Source organism: Hyphomicrobium sp. CS1BSMeth3, from assembly GCF_900117415.1.
Taxonomy (GTDB): domain Bacteria; phylum Pseudomonadota; class Alphaproteobacteria; order Rhizobiales; family Hyphomicrobiaceae.
Genome location: NZ_FPEI01000006.1, coordinates 2,677,631 through 2,703,324 on the forward strand (window position 1 = coordinate 2,677,631; position 25,694 = coordinate 2,703,324).

Annotated in this window: 24 protein-coding genes; 9 read left to right on the plus strand and 15 right to left on the minus strand. The window is 66.0% G+C overall.

Annotated elements, in window-relative coordinates:
- Positions 1-20 precede the first annotated feature (20 nt).
- Both CS1BSM3_RS27445 and CS1BSM3_RS27450 read right to left on the minus strand, forming a co-directional pair.
- Complete coding sequence (locus CS1BSM3_RS27445; RefSeq protein ID WP_083528941.1) at positions 21-779, minus strand: 4Fe-4S dicluster domain-containing protein; 759 nt, start codon at positions 777-779, stop codon at positions 21-23.
- Between the two features lie 10 nt (positions 780-789).
- Entirely contained in the window at positions 790-1,170 is a 381-nt protein-coding gene (locus CS1BSM3_RS27450) for a DsrE family protein (protein ID WP_072393654.1), read from the minus strand.
- A 255-nt stretch (positions 1,171-1,425) separates the two neighbouring features.
- On the opposite strand from CS1BSM3_RS27450, the gene CS1BSM3_RS27455 reads away from it, so the two are divergent.
- The 4 genes from CS1BSM3_RS27455 to CS1BSM3_RS27470 all read left to right on the plus strand — a co-directional run bounded on the left by CS1BSM3_RS27455 (position 1,426) and on the right by CS1BSM3_RS27470 (position 5,546).
- Positions 1,426-2,349, plus strand: coding sequence for a DMT family transporter (locus CS1BSM3_RS27455; RefSeq protein WP_072393657.1), 924 nt, complete (start codon positions 1,426-1,428; stop codon positions 2,347-2,349).
- A 1-nt stretch (position 2,350) separates the two neighbouring features.
- Positions 2,351-3,247: a DMT family transporter gene (locus CS1BSM3_RS27460; protein WP_072393660.1), complete on the plus strand. Its 897-nt coding sequence runs from the start codon at positions 2,351-2,353 to the stop codon at positions 3,245-3,247.
- A gap of 75 nt (positions 3,248-3,322) precedes the next feature.
- Positions 3,323-4,498 carry a vWA domain-containing protein gene (locus tag CS1BSM3_RS27465; RefSeq protein ID WP_072393663.1) on the plus strand — a complete coding sequence of 392 codons (1,176 nt, stop codon included), beginning with the start codon at positions 3,323-3,325 and terminating at the stop codon, positions 4,496-4,498.
- Between the two features lie 283 nt (positions 4,499-4,781).
- Positions 4,782-5,546, plus strand: coding sequence for a TerC family protein (locus tag CS1BSM3_RS27470; protein WP_072393666.1), 765 nt, complete (start codon positions 4,782-4,784; stop codon positions 5,544-5,546).
- Between the two features lie 9 nt (positions 5,547-5,555).
- Here the strand turns inward: CS1BSM3_RS27470 and CS1BSM3_RS27475 are convergent, their stop codons facing one another.
- Positions 5,556-6,113 (minus strand): tetratricopeptide repeat protein, encoded by a 558-nt coding sequence (locus tag CS1BSM3_RS27475; RefSeq protein WP_174263800.1) that lies wholly within the window; start codon positions 6,111-6,113, stop codon positions 5,556-5,558.
- Between the two features lie 280 nt (positions 6,114-6,393).
- Between CS1BSM3_RS27475 and CS1BSM3_RS27480 the strand changes: the two genes are divergently transcribed.
- Positions 6,394-7,152: a hypothetical protein gene (locus CS1BSM3_RS27480; RefSeq protein WP_072393672.1), complete on the plus strand. Its 759-nt coding sequence runs from the start codon at positions 6,394-6,396 to the stop codon at positions 7,150-7,152.
- Here the strand turns inward: CS1BSM3_RS27480 and CS1BSM3_RS27485 are convergent.
- Positions 7,052-7,510, minus strand: a complete 459-nt coding sequence (locus CS1BSM3_RS27485; protein WP_072393675.1) for a nucleoside deaminase — start codon at positions 7,508-7,510, stop codon at positions 7,052-7,054. The genes CS1BSM3_RS27480 and CS1BSM3_RS27485 overlap by 101 nt on opposite strands.
- 123 nt (positions 7,511-7,633) lie before the next feature.
- Between CS1BSM3_RS27485 and CS1BSM3_RS27490 the strand changes: the two genes are divergently transcribed.
- Together CS1BSM3_RS27490 and rsmD are read left to right on the plus strand one after the other, a co-directional pair.
- A complete protein-coding gene (locus CS1BSM3_RS27490) occupies positions 7,634-8,692 on the plus strand; it encodes a pseudouridine synthase (protein ID WP_348532917.1) in 1,059 nt (352 codons plus the stop codon).
- A complete protein-coding gene (gene rsmD, locus CS1BSM3_RS27495) occupies positions 8,689-9,252 on the plus strand; it encodes a 16S rRNA (guanine(966)-N(2))-methyltransferase RsmD (RefSeq protein WP_072393687.1) in 564 nt (187 codons plus the stop codon). Before CS1BSM3_RS27490 ends, rsmD begins: the two co-directional genes overlap by 4 nt.
- A 3-nt stretch (positions 9,253-9,255) precedes the next feature.
- On the opposite strand, the gene mutL is transcribed toward rsmD, so the two are convergent.
- From mutL to CS1BSM3_RS27535, 8 genes are all read right to left on the minus strand, one after another.
- Positions 9,256-11,055, minus strand: coding sequence for a DNA mismatch repair endonuclease MutL (mutL, locus tag CS1BSM3_RS27500; RefSeq protein ID WP_072393691.1), 1,800 nt, complete (start codon positions 11,053-11,055; stop codon positions 9,256-9,258).
- Positions 11,056-11,101: 46 nt separating this feature from the next.
- Positions 11,102-12,472, minus strand: a complete 1,371-nt coding sequence (locus tag CS1BSM3_RS27505; protein ID WP_072394705.1) for a glucose-6-phosphate isomerase — start codon at positions 12,470-12,472, stop codon at positions 11,102-11,104.
- Between the two features lie 133 nt (positions 12,473-12,605).
- Positions 12,606-13,856: a M16 family metallopeptidase gene (locus CS1BSM3_RS27510; protein WP_244540624.1), complete on the minus strand. Its 1,251-nt coding sequence runs from the start codon at positions 13,854-13,856 to the stop codon at positions 12,606-12,608.
- Positions 13,857-14,087: 231 nt separating this feature from the next.
- Positions 14,088-15,464, minus strand: coding sequence for a M16 family metallopeptidase (locus CS1BSM3_RS27515; RefSeq protein WP_072393696.1), 1,377 nt, complete (start codon positions 15,462-15,464; stop codon positions 14,088-14,090).
- A gap of 472 nt (positions 15,465-15,936) precedes the next feature.
- Positions 15,937-17,835, minus strand: a complete 1,899-nt coding sequence (locus CS1BSM3_RS27520) for an ABC-F family ATP-binding cassette domain-containing protein (RefSeq protein WP_072393699.1) — start codon at positions 17,833-17,835, stop codon at positions 15,937-15,939.
- 45 nt (positions 17,836-17,880) lie between these two features.
- The gene (ccmB, locus tag CS1BSM3_RS27525) at positions 17,881-18,546 is read right to left on the minus strand and encodes a heme exporter protein CcmB (protein WP_072393702.1); all 666 of its coding nucleotides are present in this window, start codon (positions 18,544-18,546) and stop codon (positions 17,881-17,883) included.
- Positions 18,543-19,172 (minus strand): heme ABC exporter ATP-binding protein CcmA, encoded by a 630-nt coding sequence (ccmA, locus tag CS1BSM3_RS27530; RefSeq protein WP_072393705.1) that lies wholly within the window; start codon positions 19,170-19,172, stop codon positions 18,543-18,545. The genes ccmB and ccmA overlap by 4 nt, the downstream gene beginning before the upstream one ends.
- A gap of 15 nt (positions 19,173-19,187) precedes the next feature.
- Complete coding sequence (locus CS1BSM3_RS27535; RefSeq protein ID WP_072393708.1) at positions 19,188-20,363, minus strand: isovaleryl-CoA dehydrogenase; 1,176 nt, start codon at positions 20,361-20,363, stop codon at positions 19,188-19,190.
- A 293-nt stretch (positions 20,364-20,656) separates the two neighbouring features.
- Here CS1BSM3_RS27535 and CS1BSM3_RS27540 point away from each other — a divergent pair, with 293 nt between their 5' ends.
- Positions 20,657-21,490, plus strand: a complete 834-nt coding sequence (locus CS1BSM3_RS27540) for a DUF4189 domain-containing protein (RefSeq protein ID WP_072393711.1) — start codon at positions 20,657-20,659, stop codon at positions 21,488-21,490.
- Positions 21,491-21,517: 27 nt separating this feature from the next.
- On the opposite strand, the gene CS1BSM3_RS27545 is transcribed toward CS1BSM3_RS27540, so the two are convergent.
- Positions 21,518-21,766 (minus strand): hypothetical protein, encoded by a 249-nt coding sequence (locus CS1BSM3_RS27545; protein ID WP_244540625.1) that lies wholly within the window; start codon positions 21,764-21,766, stop codon positions 21,518-21,520.
- Between the two features lie 1,177 nt (positions 21,767-22,943).
- Between CS1BSM3_RS27545 and rlmB the strand changes: the two genes are divergently transcribed.
- Complete coding sequence (gene rlmB, locus CS1BSM3_RS27550; protein WP_072393714.1) at positions 22,944-23,756, plus strand: 23S rRNA (guanosine(2251)-2'-O)-methyltransferase RlmB; 813 nt, start codon at positions 22,944-22,946, stop codon at positions 23,754-23,756.
- Positions 23,757-23,846: 90 nt separating this feature from the next.
- Here rlmB and CS1BSM3_RS27555 read toward each other — a convergent pair whose 3' ends face one another.
- Entirely contained in the window at positions 23,847-24,734 is an 888-nt protein-coding gene (locus CS1BSM3_RS27555) for an ABC transporter permease (protein ID WP_072393716.1), read from the minus strand.
- A complete protein-coding gene (locus tag CS1BSM3_RS27560; RefSeq protein ID WP_072393719.1) occupies positions 24,731-25,675 on the minus strand; it encodes an ABC transporter permease in 945 nt (314 codons plus the stop codon). The genes CS1BSM3_RS27555 and CS1BSM3_RS27560 overlap by 4 nt, the downstream gene beginning before the upstream one ends.
- Positions 25,676-25,694: the final 19 nt, after the last annotated feature.

A 25,694-nucleotide genomic window follows, 5' to 3' on the forward strand; every position in this document is an offset into this window, starting at 1 on the left:
AGATGTGCCATGCTGCACTCTCAGTCATCGTCCTCGGCGTCCTCCTGCTCCTCGAGGAAATCTTTCCAGTCCTCGCGCTTCTCTTCCATGATGTCGGTGATGACGTCGAACAGGTTCTCGTCGATGCCCTCGAGCTGGTCGAGGACGCCGGTCATCTCCCAGATGGTGTAGAGCTCGACCGAGGTCTTGAGATTGACCTCCCACGCAGTTTCCGTGGTGTTGAGCGTCGCCATCGGGATCGCCTTGCGCAGCAGCTTGAGCGGCGCATTGACCTTGGAGATGTTAGGCCCCCAGTCGGCGAAGTGTTGGGGATTGATCATGTCCGGCGCGAGCTGATTGCCCGTCGAGATCAGCTTCAGCATCACGCGGCTGAATGGGCGCAGCACGTCCTTCGCCGACTGCATCTGATGCTTGATCGCGACCTCGCGCATGAGCATGACGAGGCCACCCGGCGAATTGCGGAAGGGGCAGCGTGCGGCGCACGTGTAGCACTGGGCGCAGGACCAGATCTTTTCCTGCATGGCATCGTAGATGCCTTCGAGGTTCTCGGTCCAAAGGAGCTGGACGATCTCGCGTGGCGAGAAGTCGTAGTAGTGCGCGGCCGGGCAGGTCGCGGTGCAGATGCCGCAGTTGAGGCAGCCATGCAGCTCGTGGTCGAAGCGCATGTCCTCCTGCAGATCGCGGAAGATGGCTTCGAGCTTGGCGCGCGGCACGGGCGGCTTGTCCGAGACCGGATCGCCGATGAAATCCTGCACGCGTGTTGCGGTGGCCTCAGCCATCGGCGCGACCTCAGTAGCTCAGGACCCGGGTGTCTTCGCCTTCCATGACCTCCTCGATGAGGTAGGCACCGCCAACGATCCCCGAGCACTCGGGGATCAGGTCCTCCTGCTTCATGTCGAAGAGATCGAGGTTCGGCGAGCAGCAGAAGAACTTCACGCCCGCCTCGTGCGCGTCCTTGATGAAATCGTAGACGCTCTTGGGGCTGCCGGGCTTCACGACGAGTGTCTCGGCAACGCCCTTCTTCATGAGGCGGCCGGCCGTCGCGGTGCAGATGACCTCGACCTCATAGTCCATGGCGGCGGCAACCGAGGCCTGGAATATCGGCGCGCCCAGCTCCTCGCCATTGCGCGGGTCCGTATTCGCCATGATGATCACGAGCTTCTTGGCCATGCCGTGCCTCCCGGTCCTGGACGCGGGCGGGCGCCCGCGCCGCGCTGCCAGTTTACGCGCGTCGCTCCGCCGCTGCTGCATGGCAGCTTGTCGGCATGGCAGCGTCCGGCGCGCTTCCTTGTTGGGGCAGCCTGGAATCCTTATACAGTGGCCTCCGCAAAGCGGCAACCGAACATTCGCATGTGTGAATATATAACGGCGCTGCGCCGCCAGTGCTGGGGCGCCGCCTGAGCCGCCGAGGGGAGGAAGTCCGGAATGTCGGCCGAGGCCAAGGCGCCGCCGGATGAGCGCGGGCGCATCGTCTGGGCCGTCACCTGGATGGTCGGGGCGCTGATCTCTTTCACGCTGGTGGCGATCGCGGGCCGTTCAGCCGCGCGCGGGGCGGACGCCCTGCAGATTGCCGTCTGGCGAACTCTGATCGGGTTCTCCATCCTCGTGCTGATCATCAAGGCACAAGGCATCGCGTTCGGCAGCCTCACATCCAGACGACCGGGCCTGCAGGTGGTCCGCAATCTCGTTCACTTCACGGCGCAGTTCAGTTGGCTCTACGCGTTGACGCGGATGACGCTCGCCGAGCTGACGGCGCTCGAGTTCACGGCACCATTGTGGGTCGCACTGCTCGCCCCATTCCTGCTCGGCGAACGATTGACCGCACTGCGGCTGGGCGCTGCCGTGCTCGGCTTCATCGGCGTGCTTATCGTGGTGCGCCCAGGCGCCATTCCGCTCAGCGAAGGCACACCCTTCGGTATGATTGCGGCGATCGGGTTCGCGCTGTCCATGCTGACGACGAAGCGCCTTCTCATTGGCGACAATGCCCTCACGATCCTTTTCTGGATGCAGGGCCTCCAGATCCTGATCGGCCTCGCCGTCATCCTCGGCCGCGCGACGCTGGGGTATGGACCAGGGCTCCCGATGCCCGACTTCATCACGTTCTGCTGGCTCGCCGGCGTTGGCGCGTTCGGTCTTACGGCACACTACTCGCTCGCGAAGGCCTTCACCTATGCCGATGCGATCATTGTCGCGCCGATGGATTTTCTGCGGCTGCCGCTGATGGTGCTTGTCGGCGTCGTGCTCTACGCCGAGCCGCTCGACTTCTGGGTATTGGGTGGCGGCCTCATCGTTGTCGTCGCCAACTTTCTGAACATCCGCGGCGAGCGCCAGCGCACGGGCCGAGGCTGAGATGAGCGCCGAAGCCTCGCTGCCCCAGCGTTCCGGCCATGCTGCCGTGCTTGCGGCCTTCTGGATGGCGGGCACGCTCGCCATGATCTCGCTGCTGGCCGTCGCCGGGCGCGAGGCCATGCGCGCGCTGCCGACCATGGACATGATCTTCTACCGGAGCTGGATGTCGCTGCCGGTCGTCGTGCTCATCGCGCTTGCGACGGGGCACAGCCTCTCGGTCTTCGGCACGCGACGGCTCGGCTTGCACGCGTGGCGCAATGCCGCTCACCTCGCCGGACAATTCACCTGGTTCTGGGCCATCACGCAGATCCCGCTCGCCGAGGTCTTCGCGCTCGAATTCACGACGCCGCTCTGGGTGGCGCTGCTCGCACCGCTCATTCTGCGCGAACGCATGACCCTGCCGCGCCTTGCCGCCGTGATGCTCGGGTTCATCGGCGCGCTCGTCGTGATCCGGCCCGTGGGCATGTCGATCAGCTTAGGGACAGCGTCGGCGATGGCCTGCGCCGTGGCCTATGCGTTCTCGTACATCGCCATGAAGCAGCTCACGCGGACCGAGCGTCCGCTCACGATCCTCTTCTGGCTCTCGCTCTTTCAAGGCCTGTACACGACGGTCCTGACGTTCGGAAAGCTCACCTGGCCCGATCCCGCGACCTGGGGCTGGCTCGTCGTCATCTCGCTGAGCGGGCTCGCGGCGCACTACTGTATTGCGCGCGCCTTTGCCCTCGCCGATGCGACCATCGTGACGCCCATGGATTATCTCCGCGTGCCGCTGATCGCCTTCGTCGGCTGGCTGGTCTATGCCGAGGCCCTCGACCCGTTCGTCCTCATCGGCGGCGCCGTCATTGCAGGCGCCAACATCATCAATCTGCTGGCAGAACGGCGATCCGCGAGCACCTGATCCGCCCCGATCCGGCATTCCATGCCCCAGTGGAGGTGCTATAAGCACCAGACCATCCGCCCCCGGAGCCCGCGCATGTTCGTGACTTTCTTCCATGAGCTCAAGGCCGCCAAGGTGCCCGTCACCTTGAAGGAATACCTGACGCTGATGGAAGCCCTGCAGGCCGATCTCGCCGACCAGCGCGTCGAGAACTTCTACTACCTCTCGCGCGCCGCACTCGTGAAGGACGAGCGCCATCTCGACAAGTTCGACCAGGTCTTCGGCCACGTCTTCAAGGGCCTGGAGCTGATGAGCGACGCCGCCGAGGCCAACATCCCCGAGGAGTGGCTGCGCGCCATCTCGAGCCTCTATCTCTCCGAGGAGGAGAAGAAGAAGATCGAGGCCCTTGGCGGCTGGGACAAGATCATGGAGGAGCTGAAAAAGCGCCTCGCCGAGCAGAAAGGCCGTCACCAGGGCGGCAGCAAGTGGATCGGCACAGGCGGCACCTCGCCCTATGGCGCGGAGGGCTACAATCCAGCCGGCGTGCGCATCGGCCAGAAGGAAAACCGCAACTTTCGCGCCCTCAAGGTGTGGGACAAGCGCGAGTTCAAGGATCTCGACGACAAGGTCGAGCTCGGCACGCGCAATATCAAGGTTGCCCTACGCCGCTTGCGCAAGTTCGCGCGCGAAGGTGCGGCCGACGAGCTCGATCTCGACGGCACCATCAAGGGCACGGCGCGCAAAGGCTATCTCGACATTCAGATGCGGCCCGAGCGGCGCAATGCCGTGAAGGTTCTCATGTTCTTCGATATCGGCGGCTCGATGGACTACCACGTCAAGCTCGCCGAGGAGCTCTTCTCGGCGGCGCGCGCCGAGATGAAGCACATGGAGTATTTCTACTTCCACAACTGCCTTTACGAGTTCCTCTGGAAGGACAACAAGCGCCGCTGGACGGAGCGCACGCCCACCTGGGACGTCCTGCACAAGTACCCGGCCGACTACAAGGTCGTGTTCGTCGGTGATGCCTCCATGAGCCCCTACGAGATCAGCGTTCCCGGCGGCTCCGTCGAGCACATGAACGAGGAGCCGGGCGCGACCTGGATCAAGCGCGTCACGGACATCTACGAGCACGCCGTGTGGCTCAATCCGGTGCCCGAGCAGCACTGGAGCTGGACGCCCTCGATCAAGCTCATGAGCGACCTCATGGAAGGGCGCATGTTCCCGCTGACGCTCGACGGCCTCGACAAGGCCATGAAGGAGCTCATGCGCTGAGATCCTCCTTGGAGGGCCTTTTTGCAGCCCCCCTTGCAGGAGGAGCGGAGAGACCACACATAGCGGGACATCCCGGTCTAAAGCGTCGGACCTCAAATGCGACCCACGCCTGGGCCGATCTCAAAGTCGCATTTAAGGTCCAAAGACGCTTTAGCGTCATAGTGTTCTAAAGCAACTTTGGACTTGAAATTCACTCCCCGCCTAGCCTCGAACTGAGGTGAATTTCAAGTCCGTTGCTTTAGTTTGATCCGCACCTGATGGACCTGAAAGGGCCCTTCCTCTGATGGATTACCTGCTGACACTCGCCGCAGACCCAGCGGCGTGGGCCGCACTCGTGACGCTCGTGGTGATGGAGGTCGTGCTCGGCATCGACAACCTCATCTTCATCGCCATCCTGACCAACAAGCTTCCCGAAGAGCACCGCGTCATGGCGCGGCGCATCGGCATCAGCGGCGCGCTGGTCCTCCGCCTCCTGCTGCTCGGCACCATCGCCATCATCGTCACTCTGACGACGCCGATCTTCTCGATCTTCGGGTATGGCTTTTCCTGGCGCGACCTCATCCTGATCGCCGGTGGTCTCTTCCTCGTGTGGAAGGCGACGAAGGAGATCCATCACCGCGTCGATCCCGACCCGAATCCGGATCATCTCGGCAGGGTCATCGGTCTCACGTTCGGCGCGGCCGTTTTCCAGATCCTGCTGCTCGACCTCGTCTTCTCCATCGACAGCATCATCACAGCCGTCGGCATGACGCCGCACGTGCCGATCATGGTCATCGCCGTCATCTTTGCCGTCATTACGATGCTGGTCGCCGCGACGCCGCTCTCCAATTTCATCGGCCGCAACCCGACGATCGTGATGCTGGCGCTCGGCTTCCTGCTCATGATTGGCACGGTGCTCATTGCCGAAGGCTTCGGCGCACATGTGCCCAAGGGCTATATCTACGCGGCCATGGCGTTCTCGGCGCTCGTCGAGGGCTTGAACATGCTCGACCGGCGCGCCCGCCAGCGCCGGCGCGAGGCCGGCATCAAGGACGAGGCGCCGCACTGAAGCGAGCGCCTACTTCTTCCTGGTGAGCGTCTTCAATGCGTCGATCGCGGCGTAGTGGTCGGGCTCGATCTTGAGCGCGGCCTCGAAATCGGCGCGCGCCTTGTCCCGCGCGCCGAGCTTACGGTGGATCTCGCCTCTGTTGACGAAGAGATCGGCGCTCGCACCGTCGATAGAAATGGCGATGTCGTACTCGGCGCGTGCCTTTTCGAGCTGTCCGCGCACTTTATGCACCTCGCCGCGATAGGCATAGGCGACCGGATCGCGTGGATTGAGCACGATCGCCGCCTCGAAATCGGCCATGGCCAGCTCGGGCCTGCCTTCAGTCAGCGTCACGATCCCGCGGTTCACGAGCGCCTCCGCCCGCACCTCGACCGGGAGATGGACATCATCGATGAGCTCGGAGCACACGCGCTGGCGCTCATCGTTGTAGATCTCGTCGTCCTTGCAGTGGTCGAGGAGCTCGGCAATGCTCGCCGGCATGGCGACAGCCCCGCTCGTGAGGGCCGCCTGCGAGATCAGCAGAACGCCAAGCGCCCCCGCGGCCATGGCCACCAGTGGAACCCGCATGATCTCGCCCTTCTCTTCGCGCACGCCAGCCCACGGCCCGCCGCGCACGGCAGGTCCCTTGGCTTCCGGCTGTCAGCAACCGCCGGAATGCGATGCATTATTTGAGATCGTGAGCCGCCGCCGAGACGATGCAGTTCACCTGCAATGGCTCATTGATTTGATGTAGTGCGATGCTGCGATCCGCACAAGCACGATTGCTGCGGCGCACGAGCGGGGTCTGTCATATCCACTTATCCACAGTGTTGCAGCCGCCACATTCCCGAGCCGGAGCCGATCCGGCATGGTCGGCGCATCTGTGGGGGATGCGATGGCGGGCTCGGACGACAGCGTCCGTATTGATATCGACTTGGGCGAAGCCGAGCGCGAAGCGGAGCGCATCCGCACGTGGCTCGCGGCGCTGCGCCGCCGCCATGATCTCGCGCGCTTCGAGTACACGCGGCATGTGCGCATCGTGCCGGCCGGGGCCACCTACAGCCACCCCATCCTCACGCTCGGCACGCGTTTCACGGAAACGGAAGACCTCCTGCTCTCGACGTACCTGCACGAGCAGATGCACTGGTATCTCTGGCTGCTCGGCGGCCCCGATCACGATCCGGTCGCGCCATTCTTCGACGAGCTGGTGCGCCGCTATCCCCAGGCGCCGGTTTGGCTGCCCGAGGGCGCGCGCAGCTACGAGCAGACTTATGTCCATCTCGTCGTATGTTGGCTCGAGCTCGAGGCGACGTCGCAACTGATCGGGCGCACACGAGCCAATCGCATGGCCGATACGACATGGGGCTATCGCTGGATCTACCGTACGGTTGTCGCCGACCGCGATCCGCTCTGCGACCTGTTCACCGAGCATGGAATCTATCCGATGATGCCCGCGCCGGAACTGATCGCAAAGGAAGCGGCGCGGCGACGAGCCGAGCTCGATGGCGAAGAGAGCGAGGACGCCCCTAGCGCAGGTCGGCGAAAAACTGCTCGAGCATCGCGCGCGCCTCGCTCTCGCCGAGGCCAGGATAGATCTCCGGCGCGTGGTGGCAGGTCGCGTGGCTGAACACGCGCGCGCCGTGCTCGACGCCGCCGCCCTTGGGGTCGGCCGCGCCGTAGTAAAGGCGGCGCAGGCGCGCGAATGAGATCGCCGCTGCACACATGGGGCACGGCTCCAGCGTCACGTAGAGATCGCAACCGATGAGCCGCTCGGATTGCAGCACCTGCGTCGCCTGCTGAATGACGAGCATCTCGGCGTGGGCGGTCGGGTCCTTGCGGGCGCGCGTCAGGTTATGCGCCTCGGCGATCACGCTGCCGTCCGGCCCGGCGATAACGGCACCGACCGGGATCTCGCCCAGCTCGGCGGCGGCTCGCGCCAACGCGAGCGCGCGATCCATATGGCTTGAGGCGTTCGGTGATGTCATAAGCTCCCGGCGATACAGCCAATGCGACCACGCCTCAAGCCCGGAGTTACTGCCATGCGCCCGCCAAGATCAGACCGCCCCCGGGCCGGGCGCCGGGATTCCGGCCCGAACGCCGGCCAAGGCATGGGCCAAAGCTCGGGCCAGAAGCGCGGCGGCAAACCGGGATGGCGCAAGGACCCGACTGCCGGGCCGCGGCCGGGCTCGTCACCGGGCAGGAAGGCGGACGCGACAGGGGCCACCCGGCAGCCGGAGCGCGGAGCAGAGTCGGGCTTCAGGAAGCCGAGCCGGCCCTCGCGCCAGAAGCCGGAGCCAGAGCGGGCGCCGCATGTCCCAGCGCCGCAGCGCCGCCCGCGCAATATGCCGCCGCCCTCCGGTCGCCCAAGCGAGGAAATGCGCATTGCCAAGGCGCTCGCCCGCGCCGGCCTCTGCTCGCGCCGTGAGGCCGAGCGCTGGATCGAGGAAGGGCGCGTCAGGGTGAACGGCAAGAAGATCACGAGCCCGGCTCTCGACGTGGACCCGGGCGATCGCATCGAGGTCGATGGCAAGCCGCTCCCCGATGCCGAACCCATCCGTCTCTGGCGCTATCACAAGCCGCGCGGACTCGTGACGACGCACCGCGATCCCGAGGGCCGGCCGACCGTCTTCGAGAAGCTGCCGCCCGAGATGCCGCGCGTGATGTCGATCGGCCGCCTCGATCTGAACACCGAGGGCCTGCTGCTGCTCACGAACGACGGTGCGCTTGCTCGCCATCTCGAATTGCCGACGACGGGGTGGCTGCGCCGCTATCGCGTGCGCGCGCACGGCAAAGTCGAGCAGGCGGCGCTGGACAAGCTCAAGAACGGCGTCGAGATCGAGGGCGTGCGCTATGGCCCTGTCGAAGCGACGCTCGATCGCGAGCAGGGCCACAACATCTGGATCACCATAGCGCTCCGCGAGGGCAAGAACCGCGAGGTGCGCAAGATTCTCAATCACCTCGGCCTCGACGTGAACCGCCTGATCCGCGTGTCGTACGGCCCCTTCCAGCTTCTCGACCTCGAACCGGGCGCGGTCGATCCCGTGCGCCGCAAGGTCATTGCCGATCAGCTCGGTCCGCGCCTCGCGCGCGAGCTCGGCCTCGTCGATCGCGAGAACGATGCCGAAGCGCGGCGCACCCGGGCCAGGAAGCCGAAGGACGCGACATGAGGATCGTCGGCGGCAAACTGCGCGGCCGCAATCTCGCAGCGCCGAGCGATGATGCCATCCGGCCGACCTCGGACCGCGTGCGGGAGGCCGTGTTCAACTGGCTCCTGCATGGCGATCCTGTCGCGCGCATCGAGGGCGGGCGCGTGATCGATCTCTTCGCAGGCACGGGCGCGATGGGTATCGAGGCGCTCTCGCGCGGTGCGACTTTCTGTTTGTTCGTCGAGGAAGCGGCGGAAGCGCGTGGCCTCATCCGGCGCAATATCGAGGCCTTCGGGCTGACGGGCGTGACGAAGGTCTGGCGGCGCGACGCGACCGATCTCGGACCGGCGGGGAACATGCAGCCATACGATGTCGCGTTCCTCGATCCACCCTACGGCAAGGGGCTCGGCGAGAAGGCGCTCGCGGCGCTGGCGGAGGGCGGCTGGCTCGTGCCCGATGCGCTGTGCGTGCTCGAGGAGCGCAAAGGTGTAGAGCCTGCGGTTCCGCCCCAATACGACATCGTCGATCAGCGCACGTGGGGCGATACGCAGGCGGTGCTGCTGCGGTTCAGGGGCGCGTAGCCGCTACCGCCGCCCGAACAACCGCTCGATATCCGCACGGGAGAGCGAGACGTACGTCGGGCGGCCGTGATTGCACTGGCCGGCGCGGGGCGTCGCTTCCATCTCGCGCAGGAGCGCGTTCATCTCGGGACCAGTCAGCCGACGGCCGGCACGCACACTGCCGTGACATGAGATCGTGCCGAGGATCGCATCGAGCCGCGCTTCCAGAAGGCCGGTCGTACCTTCGGTCAACACTTCACGCGCAAGATCCTTCACGAGCGCCGCGACATCGCACTGGCCGAGCAAGGCCGGCGTCTCGCGTACGAGCACAGCGCTCGTCCCGAACTGCTCCAGCGCAAGCCCGAGCTCGCCGAGTTGCTCCGCCGCCTCCGAGAGGGCAGCCGCTTCATCCGCGTCGAGGTCCACGATCTCGGGGATCAACAGGCCCTGGCGCTTCACGCCGCCATTCGCGAGCATGGCCTTCATGCGTTCGAGCACGAGACGCTCGTGCGCGGCGTGCTGATCGACGATGACGATGCCGTCGTTCGTCTCGGCGACGATGTACGTGCCATGAAGCTGAGCGCGCGCAGCGCCGAGCGGATGATCGGCGCTCTCCCCCTCATTCGACACGGGCGGCGCCATATCGTGCGCGACGGGCGCGCTCGGCTCGACGGCGAGGCCTGCAAGTGGCGCCTGCACGCTCTCGGCAAAACCAGCCGAATAGCTCGGCCGCGATGGCGGCGACCACGACTGCTGCGGCGCGGACATTTCATTGCGCCGCGCGAGCACGTCGAGCATCCGCGCGCCACCCTCGGCGCTGGAGCGATGACCGGCGCGCTCCAGAACTTCGCGAATGCCACCGACGAGCAGCGAGCGCGCGGCCCCTGCATCGCGGAAGCGCACCTCGGCCTTTGCGGGGTGCACATTGACGTCGACGTGGCGCGCGTCGAGCTCGACAAAGAGCGCGACCAGCGGGTGCCGCCCCTTGGGGACCAGATCGCCGTACGCGCCACGCAGGGCGCCGAGTAGCAACCGATCCCGCACAGGCCGCCCATTCACGAACAGGAACTGCAGTCCCGCATCGGGCCGGTTCAATGTCGGCAAGCCGACGAAACCGTGCAGCCGCACACCCTCACGCGTGCCATCGAGCGCCAAAGCATCGGCCATGAACTCGCGGCCCATGATGCGGCCGAGCCGTGCGAGCAACCCTTCAGGCCCCGGCGCGCAGGCGGGCAAGCGCAGACCCATGCGCTCGCCCGTCGTCAGCGAGAATCCGATCTCGGGATTGGCCATGGCGAGCCGCTTGACCATCTCGGAGATGGCGAGGTTCTCCGCCCGCTCGGACTTCATGAACTTCAACCGCGCAGGCGTCGCCGAGAAGAGATCACGCACTTCGACGATGGTGCCGGGATTGAGTGCGGCAGGACGCACCTCCTCCTTGCGGCCGCGATCGACGACGATCCCGATGCCGTGCCCGGCGGCCGACTGGCGCGTGCGGATCTCGAGATGCGCGATCGAGCCGATCGACGGGAGTGCCTCGCCGCGAAAGCCGAGCGTCGTGATGTTGAAGAGGTCCTCGTCGCGAAGCTTCGAGGTTGCATGGCGCTCGACGGCGAGCACGAGGTCGCCCGCGTCCATGCCGGAGCCGTCGTCCGTCACACGGATGAGCGAGAGGCCGCTGCCTGCCGTGACGATCTCGATCTCGCGCGCGCCGGCGTCGATGGCGTTCTCGACGAGCTCCTTGACGACGCTCGCCGGGCGCTCGACGACCTCGCCGGCCGCGATGCGGTTGATCGTCTCGGCTGTGAGCTGCCGCACGGCCATGAGTGCCGCTTTCCCCTCGCAGTGCGCGGGTGCGGCCGACCGTGCCCTACCTGGACAGCCGCTCGCGCGTGAGCACCTTGGCGAGCTCGACCGCCGGCTGGTCGAAAGGATCGAGATCCATGAGCCAGCCGGCGAGAATCGTCTCGATCATGAAGTGCATCATCAAGCCGCCGAGCGTTGCCGCGTCAAGCTGCTCGATGTCGATTGTCCGCACCGGCCTGCCGGCGCGGTTGAGCGCTTCGGGAACGGCCTGGGCCTGGGCCGAGACGAGCTCGGCCACACTGCGGCCGGCCATCACGTCCAGACCCGCCAGTTTCGCGAGCTTCGGGTCGATGACCGGCCCCGATTCGGCATTTTTGACACGCAGGACGGTCAGCGCGTGCTCGCGCGGGCCATCCATGAAGAGCTGGAGCTGGCTGTGCTGATCGAGCGGGCCGAGGCAGGCCAGTGGCGTCGTGCCCTGCCCGCCTTTGCCGAGGCTTTCCGCCCAAAGCTGCACGTACCAGGCGCCGAGCCGCTGGAGGCGGTCCGCATAGGACATGAAAACCATGACCTTGGTGGCCTTCTCGCGCGCGAGCGCGACGGCGAGCGCGGCGCCGACGGCGGGGGCAGAAGCCGATGGATCGGATGCGCTGAGCGCTTGCTGAAGCACGGCATCGGCGCCGGCGCGCAAGGCGCGCGGATCGAGCCCTCGGGATATGGCCGGGATGAGCCCGACGACCGTGAGCGCCGAATAGCGCCCGCCGATCGCCGTCGGATGATCGAGGACCGGGATGCCGCGGCTCGTCAGGAGATCGCGCAGGCCATTGCGCACGCCCGGTCGCGTCGGCTCCGTGATGCCGAGGAACAGCTCCGCCGACCGCCCGCCGAGACCGGCCGCATCAACGGCCTGCAGGGCGGCAGCCGCCTGGACCAGCGTCTCGGGCGTGCCGCCGGATTTCGACGTGATGACGAAACGCGTCGTCGCGAGATCGACGTCCTTGAAGGCGAGCGCGAGCGTTGATGCATCGAGATTGTCATAGAAGCGCGTGCGCGGGCGCTTGCGCTGCTCGACATCGGCCGAGCCTGGAATGTTCCAGCCACCGAGCTGGGCGAGCGCCTGTCCGCCAAGGCTCGAGCCGCCCATGCCGAGAAACACGATCATCTTCGCGCCGACAGAGAGCTTCGCGAGCGCCGCCTCGGCAGCGACGATATCGGCTTCCTCGCGCGTCAACCGCAGCAGCGGCAGGCTGCCGTCAGCGTGCGCGGCCTTCAGCTTGGCGAGAGGGGCTGCGGTCTTGTCGAGCCATGCGGCGAGCGTGCGGCTATCGAGCCCGTGTGTGCCAATGCGCGCGTCGAGGCAGCCCGCAATGCTCTGACGATAGAGCCGCGCCCCGGATCCGGCACCGGAGACATCCAGCTCGACGGGATCGGTCATCCGCTCAACTCCCTCGCCTTCGAACCCCACATGCCAATCGAGAAGCCGGCGCCATTTCGGCACATCGGCTTCTCGATCCTGGCATCACCATATGAAACGCGTTCGAAACTCAAGTCGTTCCGCACGCGATACTTTACTGCTGCGCGAGCCCTTGCGGCTTGCCGACGACGGTGACGATCAACTCGTCGGCCTTCAAGAGCCGTGCCGCAACGCGCTTCACATCCTCGAGCGTCACCGCATTGACCAGCGCATTGCGCTTGTCGATGTAGTCGATGCCATAGCCCTCGAAGAGGAAGCCGAGAAGCTGATTGGCAATCTTCGCGTTCGTGTCGAAGCGCAGCGCGAACGATCCCGTCAGGTAGTCCTTGGCGTTCTTGAGCTCATCGGGCGTCGGCCCATTGCTGGCCATGCGGCGCAGCTCCGAGCGGATCACGTCAAGCGAGCGGCCGACCTCCTCGTTCTTAGTCGCGACGCCACCTGCGAAGATCGCCGTGCGGCGATAAGGCTGCAGATAGCTGTAGACCGAATAGGCGAGGCCGCGCTTCTCACGCACCTCCTCCGTGAGCCGCGACGCGAAGCCACCGCCGCCGAGGATCTGGTTCAGCACGAAGGCCGCCATGAAGTCGTCGTCCTCGCGCGCGATGCCCGGCGCGCCGAACTGCACGACCGACTGCGGCACATCCATGTGGATGACCTTGACGCGCTCCTTGGCCTCCGGCGTCGTCGGCGGGATCGGCGTCAGCTCGGCCTTGGCCGGCAGATCGCCGAAGACGCGATCGAGGAGCGCCCCGAGCTGCTCGGCATTGATGTCGCCGACGGCGACGACCTTCAGGTTGTCGCGCGCGAACGTGCGCTTGCGGAAGCCTTCGAGATCATCGCGCGTGATCTTGGCGATGCTGTCGGGCGTGCCCTCGGGCGGGCGACCGTAGGGGTGGTTCGCAAAAGCCTGCTCGCTCCAGGCCTTGCCGGCAATCCGGTTCGGATTCTTGGCGGCGAAGGCGAGACCCGAAAGGAGCTGCCGGCGCACGCGCTCAACGGCGTCAGCGTCAAAGCGTGGGTTGTTCACGGCCATGCGCAGCATCTCGACGGACGGATCGCGGTTGGCGGTCAGCGTCTCGAAGCTGCCGTAGATGCCGTCGCGCGAATCCTCGAAGCTCATGCGGAAGGCGAGCTCCTCCATGCGCTCCTGGAACTTGTGCGAGTCGAGATCGCCCGCGCCCTCGTCCATCATGGCCGTCATGAAATTGGCGAGGCCATCCTTGCCTTGAGGGTTCTGCGCGCTGCCGCCCTCGAAGACGAAGCGCAAGGCGATGAGCGGCACAGCCTGCTCCTGCACGAGCCATGCCTCGATGCCGCCGGGACTTTTGACTGTCTGAATTTTCATTGCATGAGCCTTGGCCGTGAGGACGGGTGCCGCGAGGCAGAGGAGCATGGCCGACGCGACGACTGGAAGACGGGCGGGGCGAACAAAGAGCCTTCCACGCAGGGGTGCCGAACTGGACATGATACTAGCCTCGCTATGTCGTCGCGTTGATACAATGTTGGTCGGCGCGCGAGCGCCGCGTCGTCCTCGTGTGTGCGCTGGTCACCTCTATGGTTTGTCCTCTCGCATCCTTCAGGAGCGCGTGCCGGGCGGCTGGTTCGGTGCCTCGGGAAGCATCGTGCCGGTCACCGAGCGCAGAATGTCGAGGTGGCGCGTGGCCGCCTGCACCTGCGCCGCGGTGACCTTGGAGAGCCGCTCGGGCCACTCCTCGATATCCTTGACGGTCGCGCCCACGGTCAGGGCCCAGCCGTAGCGGCGCGCAAGCGAGGCCTGATTGTCGCTCTGGAAGATGTACTCGGCGAGATAGGCCTTCTTGGCGCGCTCGAGCTCCGCCTCGGTCACACCGTTCGCAGCGACATCGGCGATCACGCTGTCGATGAGCTGCTCGATCTTCTCGAACGGGACGCCGTCGTTCGGCACGGCGAACAATGCGATCTTGCCGAGGTCGCGGGCGGTGCCGGAGTACCAGCCGCCGGCGCTCGAGGCGACATGCTCATCGACGACGAGCTTCTTGTAGATGCGGCTCGTCGGACCGGAGGCGAGGATCTTCAGCAGGAGATCGAGGGCCTCGGCCTCGCCCGGCGCGGCATGGGTGTAGGCCGGCGCGATGTAGTGGCGATGCCACGTGCGGCGCCCAGCGCGCGGATCCTTGAGCTCGATGCGGCGCGCCGCGCGATGCGGCGGCTCGCCGGGACGCTCGACGGTCGACACGTTCGGATTGCGCGGGATCTTGCCATAGGTCGCCTCGGCGAGCTTGCGCACTTCCTCCGGCGTCACATCGCCGGTCACGACCAGGATGGCATTATTGGGCGCGTAGAAGCGCTTGTAGAATTTCATCGCGTCGTCGCGCGAGAGCTTGGCCATCTCGTGTTCCCAGCCGATGACCGGGATGCGGTAGGGATGCGCGAGATAGAGCGCAGCGCCCATCTGCTCGTCGAGGATGGCGCTCGGGTTGTTCTCGACGCGGCTGCGGCGCTCCTCGAGGATGACGTCGCGCTCGGTGAGCACTTCCTTCTCGTCGAGCTTGAGGTTGACCATGCGGTCCGCCTCCATCTCCATCACCTTGGGGAGACGGTCCTTGGAGACGCGTTGGAAATAAGCGGTGATGTCCTGCGCCGTGAAGGCATTGTCCTGCCCGCCGAGGCGCGAGACGATCTTCGAGAACTCTCCCGTCCCGATCTTCTCGGTCGCCTTGAACATCAGGTGCTCGAGGAAGTGGGCGATGCCGGACGTGCCCGGCGGCTCGTCCGCGGCACCGACGCGGTACCAGATCATGTGCGTGACGACCGGCGCCCGGTTGTCGGGGACGACCACGACCATCAGGCCATTCGGCAGCGTGAACTCCGTCGCGCGCGGACCGGTCTGGGCGAGCGACGTAACGGGCATGAGCGAGAGCATGGCTAATCCGATGATCAGGAGGCGAACGTGGACGAAGGCTCGCGTGAGCATGATCACTTTCCTACGCACAGGGATGCGGCAGGCCGCACCTCATTCCGCACATTGCGCCACCAAGCCGGCTACGGGCCGCGGCTCGAAGCCCCCGAGGGCTCCATTGAACCGCTGGGCGGCACTCTATCGCGTCCAGGGACCGCAAAGGCAGCGGGACCTGCAGACAGCACCTGAGCCGGAGCCGGGCTTGCCGAGAATGGCTCATCCCAGCAGGGCATTGCAGCGCGAGCGTGGCGATATCGCCACAATTTTCGCACGACTTTGTGATCGAGTTGCACCGCGAACAATGCCACGGGCGGAGTGACCACTGTTTTTATTGAATTTTCTGCGTCGCCGCGCGCGGCGAGAGCACAGAGACTAGAGTGGCATAGCCATCACATCTCCGGGCTCGCGGCGTGAATTTCGGGCCGCGGTGGCCCCAAGTCAAATGACAACATTTTCATGTTCGGGCCCGCTTGCGCGGGGTGTGCGCCTAGGACGCACCCGCTTCGGCCGCCTCCAGCGCCGCCGAGGCCGTGAGCCAGGCCTCCTCGGCCGCGGCCATCTGCCGGCTGACGTCGGCCCGGGCGATCGAGAGCTTCTGTGCCTTCCCTGGATCCTCATAGGCGCGCGGGTCGGCGAGCGCCGCGTCGATCTCGGCGCGCTTGGCCGTCAGCTTCTCCAGCTCCTTCTCGGCTGTCTGCACGGCACGGCGGAGCGGCGCGGTTTCTGCGCGCCGGGCGGCGGCCTCACGACGCTGATCGACGCGCGCGACCTTCGGTGCTGCCGCTGGGTTGGCGCCCTCACGCTGCGCGCGTGCGCGGCCGCGCTCGGCAAGCAGGTCCGCGCGGTAGCCATCGAGATCGCCGTCGAAGGAGCGCACGGTGCCGCCCTTCACGAGCCACAGGCGATCGACGCACGCCTCGATCAGATGGCGATCGTGGCTGATGAGGATCACGGCACCGGGGAAGTCGTTGAGCGCCTGGATGAGCGCCTCGCGGCTGTCGACGTCGAGATGGTTCGTCGGCTCGTCGAGAATGAGCAGGTGCGGCGCATGGAAGGCGGTCAACGCCAGGAGCAGGCGCGCCTTCTCGCCGCCCGAGAGGTTGGATGCCTTGGTGTCGGCCTTGTCGTGCGAGAAGCCCCATGAGCCGAGGCGCGTGCGCTTCTGGGCCTCGGTCGCATCCGGCATGAGCGCTGCGATCTGGTCATAGGGCGACCAGCCGGGGTTCAGGTCATCGAGCTGGTGCTGGGCGAAATAGCCGACGCTCACGCGCTGCGCCCCGAGGACCTGCCCGGTCATGGGCTGAAGCCGACCCGCGAGCAGCTTGGCGAACGTGCTCTTGCCGTTGCCGTTCTGGCCGAGCAGCGCGATGCGATCGTCCTGGTCCACATTGAGATTGAGACGGGTCAGAATGGGGGCGCCCGGCTCATAGCCGACGGCCGCATCCTCGATCTTGAGCAGCGGGCTCGCGAGCAGTTTCTGCGGCGCCGGCAGGCGGATCGGCACGACGCTCTCGTCCACCTGCGCGGCAATGGGCTTCATGCGGGCGAGCGCCTTGATGCGGCTCTGCGCCTGCGTCGCCTTGGAAGCCTTGGCCTTGAAACGGATGATGAAGGCCTCGATGCGCGCGCGTTCCTCCTCCTGGCGCCTGGCGAGCTTCGTCTCGAGACGCTGCTTCTCGCGACGCGCCTCCTCGAAGTCGTCGTAGCCACCCGCGTAGAGCGTGAGCTTGCCGCGATCCAGATGGAGGATGTGGCCGACCGCGCGGTTCAGGAGATCGCGGTCATGGCTGATGATGACGACCGTGTGCGGATAGGTGCGCAGGTACGTCTCGAGCCAGAGCGTGCCTTCGAGATCGAGATAGTTCGTCGGCTCGTCGAGCAGCAGGATATCCGGCTCGAGAAAGAGAATGGCCGCGAGCGCCACGCGCATCCGCCAGCCGCCGGAGAATTCCCGGCAGGCGCGCGCCTGCGCTTCCTCATCGAAACCGAGGCCGGCAAGGATCTGCGCGGCGCGCGAGGGTGCCGAATGGGCATCGATGTCGCCGAGCCGCTCGTGGATGGCGGCAATGCGATGGGGATCCGCTGCCGTCTCGGCCTCGGCGAGGAGTGCCGCGCGCTCCGCATCCTGGGAAAGCACCCACTCGATGAGCGAGTCGGCGCCGCCCGGCGCCTCCTGCGCGACATGGCCGACCTTGAGCCCACGCGGAATGCTGATCCCACCGTCGTCGGGTGAGAGATCGCCGATGATGAGCTTGAAGAGTGTCGTCTTGCCGGCGCCATTGCGCCCGACGAGCCCGACCTTGTGGCCCGATGGAATCGCGCAGGTGGCGCCCGACAGGATCGGGCGCCCCTCAATACGGTAAGTCAGGTCATTGACGTGGAGCATGGCGGGGCAGATAGCCCAACTCCGCCGTTCCTGTCACCCGCCACCTCAGCCGAGCTGGGCTCGCAATGCCGCCGCAGCCGCGATTGGCCCCAGGACGAACGCGCCGAGCGAGATCGCGCCGAGGATCATGAGCGAGGGCTCCGAGCCGCCGGGCCCCAGCAGCGAGGCGATAGCGCCGATGCCGAAAATGAGCGTCGGGATGTAGAGCGGCAGCACCAGCAGCGCGATCAGCAGGCTGCCGCGGCGGCTGCGCAGCGTGAGCGCCGCGCCGATCGTGCCGATAAAGCTGATCGCCGGCGTGCCGACCAGCATGGTCGCGAGCAGCGGCGGATAGGCGGCGAATTCCAGATTGAGCATGAGCCCGAGTATGGGCGCGAGTAGCGTCAGCGGCAGGGCCGTCGAGAGCCAGTGCGCGAGGCCCTTGGCGACAACGACCGCTTCGAGCGGCAGAGAGCCGGTCGCCAGCACGTCCAGCGAGCCATCCTCGAGGTCCGTCTCGAAGAGCCGCCCGAGCGTAAGCAGTGCCGACAGCAGCAAGGCCAGCCAGAGCAGCCCCGGCGCAATGCGCGAGAGGAGCGCCATGTCCGGCCCGAGGCCCAAGGGCAGCATCGCGACGACGATGAGATAAAAGCCGAGCGCGGCGCCGAGTGCGCTTCCTTCGCGGAAAGCCAAATTGAGATCGCGCGCGAGCAGGGCGAAGAAGGCTCTCATGGGGCTACGACCTCGCCCGGAGCCGGCGCAGCGAGTTCGAGGATGCGCGCACCAGCAAGGCCGAGCGGCCCATGCGTTGCAGCGATGAGCATCCCGCCAGCATCGAGGTGCCGCTGCATGAACCCGGCAAGAAGGGCCTGCGAGGCCACGTCGAGCGCTGCCGTCGGCTCATCGAGCAGCCACAGCGGTCTGTGCGCCAGCAGGAGACGCGCAAGACCGAGCCGCCGCTTCTGTCCGGCCGAGAGATAGGCCGCAGGCACCTCGGCGATGTCGGCGAGGTGGATGATTTCGAGGACATCCTCGACCGCGCGGACATCGCCGCCGAGGAAGCGCGCCCAGAAACGGGCATTCTCGCTCACCGTCAGGCCGGGCTTCACGCCATTGGCATGCCCGACATAATGGGCGAGCTCGCCGACTGCAGCCCCATCATCCGCCCCACCTTCGAGGCGGATCGCGCCGGCCTCCGGCACGATGAAACCCGCGAGCGCGCGGAGCAGCGTCGTCTTGCCGACGCCGTTGGGCCCGGTCAGGACGAGCGCCTCACCGGCGTCGACGGCAAAGGACAGGCCCTCGATCAGTCGCCGCTCGCCGCGGGAAAGTATGAGATCGTCCGCGACGAGGCGCATGCTGGATCTGCCCGCTCAGGCCGTCTCGTTGAAGATCTCGCGGCCGATCAGCATCCGGCGGATCTCGCTCGTGCCGGCGCCGATCTCGTAGAGCTTCGCGTCGCGCAGCAGCCGACCGGTCGGCGACTCGTTGATGTAGCCCGTGCCGCCGAGGAGCTGGATGGCATCGAGCGCGATCTTGGTCGCCCGCTCTGCCGCGAAGAGGATCGCGCCTGCCGCATCCTTGCGCGTCGTCTGCCCGCGATCGCAGGCCTTGGCGACGGCATAGACATAAGCGCGCGCCGCATTCATCTCGGTGTACATGTCGGCGACCTTGCCCTGCACGAGCTGGAAGGTGCCGATCGGCTGGCCGAACTGCTTGCGCTCGTGGATGTAGGGCAGCACGACGTCCAAGGCGGCCTGCATGATGCCGACCGGTCCGCCGGCGAGCACCGCACGCTCGTAGTCGAGGCCGCTCATGAGCACGTTCACGCCCTTGCCGATGCCGCCGAGAATGTTCTCGGCCGGCACTTCGCAATCCTCGAACACGAGCTCGCCCGTCGACGAGCCGCGCATACCGAGCTTGTCGAGCTTCTGGGCGACCTTGAAGCCGGGCGTGTCGGTTTCCACGAGGAACGCCGTAATGCCGCGCGGACCGGCTGCCAGATCGGTCTTCGCGTAGACGATGATGACCTGGGCGTCGGGCGAGTTGGTGATCCACATCTTCGTGCCGTTGAGGACGTAGCGGTCGCCCTTCTTCTCGGCGCGGAGCTGCATGGAGACGACATCCGAGCCAGCGCCGGCCTCGCTCATGGCGAGCGAGCCGACATGCTCGCCGGAAATGAGCGCCGGAAGGTACTTGCGCTTCTGCGCCTCGCTGCCATTGCGGCGGATCTGATTGACGCAGAGATTGGAGTGCGCGCCGTAGGAAAGGCCGACCGAGGCCGAGCCGCGCGAGACTTCCTCCATGGCAACGACGTGCTCGAGATAGCCGAGGCCGGAGCCGCCATACTCCTCCTCGACCGTGATGCCGTGCAGACCGAGCGCGCCCATGCGCGGCCAAAGCTCACGAGGAAAGCGGTCGGTCCGATCGATCTCTGCGGCAATGGGGGCGATCTCGTCGGCCGTGAAGGAACGGACCGTGTCGCGGAGCTGGTCGGCCGTCTCGCCGAGGTCGAAGTCGAGTGTCGGATACTGGTTGGAGATCGACATGATGAGCCTCGTGATGGCTTGCGACCGGAAGGCTTGCGCGGCGCAGTGAGCCCGTCGGTATCCGGGCGCACGCCCAAGCGCAAGCGGGGGACCCTCCGCTCGGAAGCAATTTCCAGTACCGCCCGGCTCTGCGCCTCACATCGCACTAGTTCGAGAGCGCAAAAGGGCAACACACCCCTGGATAGTATCGCCCAGAGGATAAATCATGCTGGACGCCCGGAAAGCCGCTTTTGCATATTTGGCGCCGGTCTCGCGTCCTTTCGCCCTACCATGAATTTCCGGGAGCATACAGAATGAGCCGCTTCACGCTATCTGCCATCGTGCTGGGGCTCGGACTTGCGATCGGATCGGCCCTCGCGCCACCCGTCTCGGCCCAGGCGCCGTCGGAAGCCGCAGAGACCGCGCTATGGGACAGCGTGAAGGATTCCCGCGATCCGGCCGAGATCCAAACTTACCTGGACAAATTCCCGAACGGCATCTTCGCGCCGCTGGCCCGCATTCGGCTGAGAAACCTCAAGGGCGGGGGCTCCGCTGCCCCTGGTTCCAGTGCGGGCACGCAGCCGCAACAGCAGTCGACTACGGCCTCGGCGCTCACGAGCGAATCGATCATCCGCGAAGTGCAGGACCGGCTCTATAATCTCAATTACCAGATCGCTACGCGGAACGGCCGCATGAACGACCAGACGCGTGAGGCAATCCGCCAGTGGCAGTCCAATATCAAGCAGCCGGTGACCGGCGATGTCTCCGTCGCGCAGCTCGCCACGCTCCGCCGCGCGCAGCTTCCGACAACATGGGGGGCGCTCGCGTACTACTCCAAGGGCGCATCGGCGACAGTGTGGAACCGGCCGACCCGCGAGATCGCCGAGCGGGAAGCGTTGGCAGCGTGCCGGAAGAATGCCGGCGCGCCGTGCCAGGTGCTGAGTGTGGCCAATAAGATCTGCGGGGCGCTCGGCTTCTACAATGCCGTCATCAGTGGCCGCCAGCACTGGGGCGCCTATGCCTCGGTCCGCCCCACGCTCGGACAGGCGACGGACCACGCACTCTCAGAATGCCGCAAGCAGTCCAAGCAGCCGAACGCCTGCGGCGTCCGCGTCACCGTCTGCGCCGACGGCAGCCACCAGCGCTAGCCGTGACGCCGTCGGGCGTCGCCTGCTTCAGGCGACGCGCTTCACCGGACGGGCGCAGAGCGCATCCGCGATCATCTCCACCGCGCGGCCCCAGTCGAGCGCGCCCTCGGCTTTCACGCCGAACGCGGCAACGGCATCGGTCGGGCTGCCGCCATCGCGAAAGACGCGGGCACAGGCCTGCCGCGCATAGCCGACCGACTGATGCCAGTGCGCGGGGCTGACGCTGCGGGGCGTGTTGGCGGAGAGGTCGGCATTGGTGGTGACGATCATCGTCATGGCAGTTGCCTCCGAATACAGGTGACCTCGTCATGAGGCCGACTACTGATCTGCCCAACGTTGCGGGCGGTTACGCGTTGCCGCTCGACTGGAGCAGCCTGTGGAAAAGAGGCCGGCGAGCACACGAGAGCTGTGCGACGCAACGCACAACCTTGATACGCGCCGCGGTCATGGACCTCAGGGTCCGCGCTCCAGCGCGCTCGCCGGTAATTTGGAGCCTTCTGGGGGGAGGTCGGGCTCCAAATGGAATTCAGTGGGGGGTCTTGTGCGCAGGACGCGGCAAACCCGCTTCACTGCGCTTCGACACGACGCTCGACATCACGGCAAGAAACACGTCGCCGATCGGACGCCACTCGGAACTCGCTACTGGACTCGCACTCGGCTCGGCGGCACGGACACGCATGGACACGACGATACATCCTTCCCGGACAGCACCCTGGGACGAACGCGGAACTAAACCAACAAGGTGGGAACTAAGACAGAAGACGGGAACGCTGACGCGACGCTACAGGACGCAACTTCACTGCTACCGGCACCTTCAAGGCGGCGAGCCGCGACGCAATACTGGCGAACAGCTCCACACGTGCGACTCGCCTTGCCTTGAGGAGCGCTCGACTGATGACGCTCTTTGGGGTAGTGGGCCGACCGGTAACGGTGGCCTTCGGCATCACACGCAAATGAGACGCGAACTCGGACGCAACACGACGCGACGCAACTGAACGCAAACTCGAACGCTTACTCTCGGGCGACTTCTTTACGCTGGTCGAAACGCTGACCGAACTTGACTGCCCTGACGCAACGCAACGATTGAAAAGCACCGAGCTGGGGGCTACGCGGGACTGGGACGCAGACTTGGACTCACTCACCACCCATGCTCCTTCCGGCTCGCTTACGCTTGACGATCAGCCGTGCTCGGCGAACAAGTGCACTTAACCGTTGTTTTGTGGCGACACCCGGACGCAAAATTGGTGAATCGGAGAATTTGGATTGACAGGCATTCATCCTGCTTCGTTCTCCACAACATGTTGGGGGTTGCCCCTGTTCGGGCTACAGTTCTCGCCTTCGTCGCCTGTGGAAAACCCAACGGGTTTCGGGCGATTTCTCCGCAAAATCGATGTTTCGGACGGCGCCGCACCGAAACGAATCACATTGGACGGCGCGTTGGACGATTCGCGACATGAACCGGCAGAAGTCTCATCCTCATCACCACGCGGCGGCTCGAAACCGTGACGACGAGGGCCCCATACGGCTCTATGGCATTCATGCGGTCGCGGCGGCGCTGGCCAATCCCGCACGCGAGATCGGCCGGCTTCTGCTGACCGACAATGCCGAGCACCGGCTCGGGCCCGCCATCACCGCGCGCGAGGCGAAGTCGCAAAAGGTGACGCCGCGCGACCTCGACCGCCTGCTCGGCGCCGATACCGTCCATCAGGGCGCGCTGCTCGAGACGGCGGACCTCCCCGAGCCGACTCTGGAGGAGCTCGCGGCGGCGAGCGCGGCGAGCGGCCCGCTGATCGTGCTCGATCAGGTCACGGACCCGCACAATGTGGGGGCGATCCTGCGCTCGGGCGCCGTGCTGGGCGCCGGCGGACTCATCATGACGCGGCGCCACAGCCCGCCACTCTCGGGCGCGCTCGCCAAAGCGGCCTCCGGGGGGCTCGAGGTTGTACCGGTCGCGCTGGTTGCGAACCTCGCGCGGGCGCTCGAGGAGCTTGGCGAGCTCGGCGTGCGCCGCATCGGGCTCGATGGCGATGGGGATGTCACGATCGATGCGGCCGGCTTCGAGGGCGCCGTGGCGTTGGTGATGGGCGCGGAGGGCAAGGGCCTGAGACGCCTCACGCGCGAGAGCTGCGACGTGCTGGCGCGCGTCCCGGCGGCCGGCAGCTTTGCCTCGCTCAATGTCTCGAATGCCGCTGCTGTGGCGCTCTATGCAGCGGCGCGGGGGCGCTCGGCTGTCCCCTCTCCCCGTCCTTCACGGGGAGAGGGTTAGGGTGAGGGGCGGCGGCATACGCCAACGTCAGCAGGCGTGCCGCCCCTCATCCCGACCTTCTCCCCGTAAGAACGGGGAGAAGGGGAAAGCCTACTGCTCCCGCGGATCGAGGGCGTCGCGCAGGCCGTCGCCGAGCAGGTTGAAACCGAGCACGACGAGCACGATCGCGATGCCCGGCGAGATCGACATCCAGGGCGCGCTGTCCATGTAGTTCTTGGCCGTGTTCAGCATCGAGCCCCACGAAGGCGCCGGTGGCTGCTGGCCAAGCCCGAGAAAGGAAAGGCTCGCCTCGGCGATGATCGCCGTCGCAACCGTCAGCGTCGCCTGCACGACGAGCGGCGCGAAGATGTTGGGCGTGATGTGGCGCAGCAGGATGAGCCGGTTCGGCACACCGACAGCGCGGGCCCCCTCGACGAAATCCTCGGTCTTCACGGCCAGTACCTGACCGCGCGTGAGGCGCACGAAGATCGGCACCTGCGAGAGCCCGATGGCGATCATCGCATTGGTGAGCGACGGCCCGAGCGCCGCCGCAAAGGCAATGGCGAGGATCAGGAAGGGCACGGCGAGGAGTGCATCGGTCGCGCGCGAGATGAGCGCATCGAGCCAGCCGCCGAACCATCCCGCAACGAGCCCGATAGGCATCCCGACGAAGAGTGCGATGAAAACCGAGACCACGCCCGCGTAGAGCGAGGCAATGCCGCCGTGAATGAGGCGCGAGAGGATATCGCGGCCGATCTCGTCCGTGCCGAGCCAGTGCATGGCGGACGGCGCCTTCCTGAGCATGAGGAAGTTCGTCTTGTTCGGATCGTAGGGCGCGACCCAATGCGCGAAGACGGCCAGAACGACGAAGGTGAGGACGAGCACCGCACCGAAAAGCGCGGTCGGGTTCGACATGAACTTCGCGAGCGCGCGATTGCGCCGCTGGGCCAGCGCCTCGGCGCCTGCCGTGGAGACCCCGGCTGGAGATGCGGCGGTCATGCGGTGCGCAGCCTCGGATTGATCACGATGTAGAGCACGTCGGCGATCAGGTTCATCAGGATGAATGCGATGGCCGTGCACAACACCACGCCCTGCACGACACCGTAGTCGCGATTGAACACGGCATCGACGATGAGCTTGCCAAAGCCTGGAATGGTGAAAACCTGCTCTGTGAGCACCGCGCCCGCGAGAAGCTGGCCGAAGAGCAGCGTCGAAAGCGTGACGATCGGCACGAGCGCATTGCGCAGCGCGTGCTTGAGAACCACCGCCGGCTCGAGCAGGCCCTTGGCGCGCGCCGTGCGGACATAGTCGAGGCGCAGCACCTCCAGCATGGCCGAGCGCGTATGTCGCATGAGCGTCGCGGCAAGACCGGAGCCGAGCACGAAAGCCGGCATGATGGTGGTTCGGAAGGCCTCGACCGGATTTTCGAAGATCGAGACGAAGCCCGAGGCCGGCAGCCACCGCAAGTTCACCGACACGAACAGAATGAGAATGATGCCGAGCCAGAAATTCGGGATCGAGAGGCCCGAGAGCGAAATGGCGTTGGCCACATAGTCGAGCCAGGTGCCCTTTTTCACGGCGGCGAGCACACCGGTCGGGATGCCGATCAGCAGCGCGATGATGAGCGAGGCAACGGCGAGCTGAATGGTCACGGGCAGGGTCTGGCCGATCAGCTCGGTCACCGGCGCCCCCGTGCGCAGCGAGGAGCCGAAATTGCCCGATGCGATCTCCCTCAACCAGTAGAGGAACTGCACGGGAACCGAGCGATCGAATCCATAGAGCTTCCGCAGCTCTTCGAGGACGGCAGGGTCGCGCTCCTCGCCTGCCATGACCAGCAGCGGATCTCCCGGCAGCATGCGCTGCAGGATGAAGACGAACACCATCACGAGAAAGATCGTCGGGATGGCAACGAGCAGACGTCGCAGGATGAGCGACCACATGAGCGCGTACTTCTCAATG